The organism is Psychrobacter sp. (assembly GCF_030454045.1).
Classification (GTDB): domain Bacteria; phylum Pseudomonadota; class Gammaproteobacteria; order Pseudomonadales; family Moraxellaceae; genus Psychrobacter.
Map to the genome: position 1 here is coordinate 1 of NZ_JAKDJE010000129.1, position 3,189 is coordinate 3,189.

Genomic DNA, 3,189 nt, shown 5'->3' on the forward strand with positions numbered 1-3,189 from the left:
GCTCGCTTGTGTCTTTATCTGGTTGCCCCTGATTTGAATTCTATACACACCCTAACAACACTTGACGTTTTTTTATTATATTTATTACTCATATTTTTCATCGTATATTTAGAAAGGAACAACTCATGGCAACTGACACTACTGCTCCACGTCACGAAAAGCTCATTATTTTAGGCTCAGGCCCTGCTGGTTACTCCGCTGCCGTCTATGCAGCACGCGCCAACCTCAAACCTGTTATGGTAACGGGTATGGAAGTAGGTGGTCAATTGACGACCACTACTGAGGTTGATAACTGGCCAGGCGATGCGCATGATTTGACAGGTCCTGCCCTGATGGAGCGTATGAAAGCTCATGCTGAGCGTTTCGGTACCGAGCTGGTTTATGACCATATCAATGACGTTAACTTGAATGTACGACCTTTTGAGCTATCAGGTAACAATGGCACCTATACGTGTGATGCCCTGATTATCTCAACAGGTGCCTCTGCCCAGTATTTAGGTCTAGAGTCAGAAACCAAATTTAAAGGGCTTGGTGTATCTGCTTGTGCCACTTGTGATGGTTTCTTTTATAAAGATCAAAAAGTCGCCGTGATTGGCGGTGGTAATACAGCCGTTGAAGAAGCTTTATATCTCTCTAACATCGCTTCTGAAGTCACTTTAGTACATCGCCGTGATAGCCTGCGCTCTGAAAAAATCTTACAAGACAAGCTGTTTGAAAAAGCCAAAAACGGTAATGTCAAAATTGAGTGGAACCATCAAGTCAAAGAAGTCGTCGGTGATGACATGGGCGTCAATGGCGTTATCATTGAATCAACAGCCGACGGTAGCACCAAACAACTGGATGCAATGGGTATGTTCGTCGCCATTGGTCATAAGCCTAATACCGACCTATTCAAAGGTCAGTTGGATATGAAAGATGGCTATCTGGTCGTCAATAGTGGCTTGAATGGTAATGCCACGCAGACCAGTATCGAAGGGGTGTTTGCCGCAGGTGACGTGGCTGATCATGTCTATCGTCAGGCGATCACCTCTGCTGGTACTGGCTGTATGGCAGCGCTGGATGCTGAGAAGTACTTAGATGCCATCGGTGAAGCAACAGCGAAAGACCACACATATGCATCAACCTTGACTGCTGATCAAGAAGACTAAATGAATAACTTTGCGCAGCATGACGATAATAGTCAATACATCACGCCTGAGACTTTACAAAGTCTTGGGCGTTATGACTTTCCTGATCCTATCTCTATCGATCCTGATGGCATCGGTATTGTCGCGATGGGCGGCGATCTTGCACCAGATACATTGATATCTGCTTATGCACAGGGGCTTTTTCCTTGGTTCAATGAAGATGAGCCTATCGCTTGGTGGTGTCCTGAGCCGCGTTGTGTGATCGTCCCATCTGATTATCAACCGAGTAAGTCACTGCGCAAGCAAGCAAGTCGCACTCGTTGGCAATTGACGCTCAATCAAGCATTTCATGACGTCATACATGCCTGTAGTCTGCCGCGTAGCGATGGTCTTAATAATGACTTGCCCGAGGGTGAGCATACTTGGATTCATGAAGAGATGATCGAGGCTTATACCAAACTGCATGCGCAAGGATTTGCCCATAGCATTGAGGTGTGGGACGAGGCAGGTCAGCTGATTGGCGGATTATACGGGTTAAAGATCAACGGCATCTATTTTGGTGAATCAATGTTTCATCGTGCCTCTAACGCATCCAAACTGGCGTTTTGGGGGCTGATGCGATTATGTGAGCAAAGTCAGATCGCGCTCGTCGACTGCCAGTTACCAAATGATCATCTTATGAGTTTGGGTGCCACTATATTGGCGCGTGCCGAGTTTCTCACCCAGCTGACTCATTTAATAAGCAGTCGCTCTGTCAATTGGCATCCTTCCTCTCACAAACCCTTAGCCGTATCTCTTCTCGATACAACAGAGCCTTGGCAGCATCCATCATGAAATCTATAAAAGCTAAACAATTAAGAGAGTCTTATGGCGCTTGATGATTCATTTTTATTGATTGGCGCGTTGGCAGCACAGGCCAATACGACCAAAGACACAGTGCGGCATTACGAACAGCTAGGGCTGCTTAAGTCACGTAAGCGTCAGGCAGGGTCACGCTTATATACTGAGTTTCATCATGAGTGTGTCGAGCGTATCGAGTTGATCAAAAGTGCTCAAGCGATTGGCTTTACCCTCACTGAGATCAAAAACAGTTTAAATGATTATTACGATGGCCAATTGGATATTGATCTACAGCTCATGCTGACTCAGCAAAAGCTAGAACAGGTTAAAAAACAGCAAGCCAATATCAACATGATGGTAGAGTTATTGAGCGAGCGTATAGATGTTCTTGCACGGATGAAAGCAGACAGCAATTATCAATTAGACACTAATATCTGTAAAAAGAAAATACCATCAAGTTAAACACGATAACGTTGGTTGAGATAAATAATTTATCTTTAAAGAAACTACGCCTATAACTCCTAATGAGAATTTACTCTCTTCACTTACAATAGACATGTTGCATAATGAGTGCATCAACTACGGACTGATTCGGTGACTTATAATAGCCTTTGCGTCTATGAATGACTGCAAATGCTTGCTTTTCATATAACGCTATCGCAGCATGATTGTCTGCTCGTACTTCTAACAACAAATTTTCCACCTGATTACTCTGCAATACTTCATGCAACTTATCAATAATTTGTGAAGCAATGCCTTGTCGTTGATAATCAGGATGCGTGCCAATACGCAAAATCTCTGCTTGCTCAAAAATCACTTGATAGAGGCAGTAGCCAATGACTTTATTATTATCGGCTTTATCTTCTTGTTTATAAACTATGAGCATATGCATACTATCTTGCGCGAGCATCTCAGCCAACGTCTGCTCAGTCCATGCGTCGTGCGGCTGTACGAGCGCTTCGATATTTGCAACGGCTTGAAGCGCTTGTTGCCGCTCTGATGTATTGATTGCTAATTTCTTTATAATAAACACCGCTTCTCCCTTTATTTTTCTTATGCAATAAATGCTATCTTATCGTCATTTTTATAATTACTCAGAAATGACATTATTTATGTCATAAATACCCGCTTTCGCGCCTCATATTTAACACTATCTTAGGTATTTCTTTTAGGGGCTGTATAGAATTGAGAAAACATTGAAAAAAATAAGCAACACCTTACT

At 43.2% G+C, this 3,189-nt stretch carries 4 protein-coding genes; 3 read left to right on the plus strand and 1 reads right to left on the minus strand.

Annotated elements, in window-relative coordinates:
* Positions 1-125: 125 nt before the first annotated feature.
* The 3 genes from trxB to L0G63_RS13570 are packed head-to-tail and all read left to right on the plus strand — an operon-like array spanning position 126 to position 2,429.
* Positions 126-1,148, plus strand: a complete 1,023-nt coding sequence (gene trxB, locus L0G63_RS13560; RefSeq protein WP_301451126.1) for a thioredoxin-disulfide reductase — start codon at positions 126-128, stop codon at positions 1,146-1,148.
* A complete protein-coding gene (gene aat / locus L0G63_RS13565; protein ID WP_301451127.1) occupies positions 1,149-1,961 on the plus strand; it encodes a leucyl/phenylalanyl-tRNA--protein transferase in 813 nt (270 codons plus the stop codon).
* A gap of 33 nt (positions 1,962-1,994) precedes the next feature.
* Entirely contained in the window at positions 1,995-2,429 is a 435-nt protein-coding gene (locus L0G63_RS13570; protein ID WP_301451128.1) for a MerR family transcriptional regulator, read from the plus strand.
* A 79-nt stretch (positions 2,430-2,508) separates the two neighbouring features.
* On the opposite strand, the gene rimI is transcribed toward L0G63_RS13570, so the two are convergent.
* Complete coding sequence (gene rimI / locus L0G63_RS13575; protein WP_301451129.1) at positions 2,509-3,000, minus strand: ribosomal protein S18-alanine N-acetyltransferase; 492 nt, start codon at positions 2,998-3,000, stop codon at positions 2,509-2,511.
* Positions 3,001-3,189 lie beyond the last annotated feature (189 nt).

Excerpts from the sequence above, each read along its gene's own strand:
- L0G63_RS13570 (WP_301451128.1), top strand. The coding sequence starts at position 1,995 with ATGGCGCTTGATGATTCATTTTTATTGATTGGCGCGTTGGCAGCACAG.
- aat (WP_301451127.1), top strand. The coding sequence starts at position 1,149 with ATGAATAACTTTGCGCAGCATGACGATAATAGTCAATACATCACGCCT.
- trxB (WP_301451126.1), top strand. The coding sequence starts at position 126 with ATGGCAACTGACACTACTGCTCCACGTCACGAAAAGCTCATTATTTTA.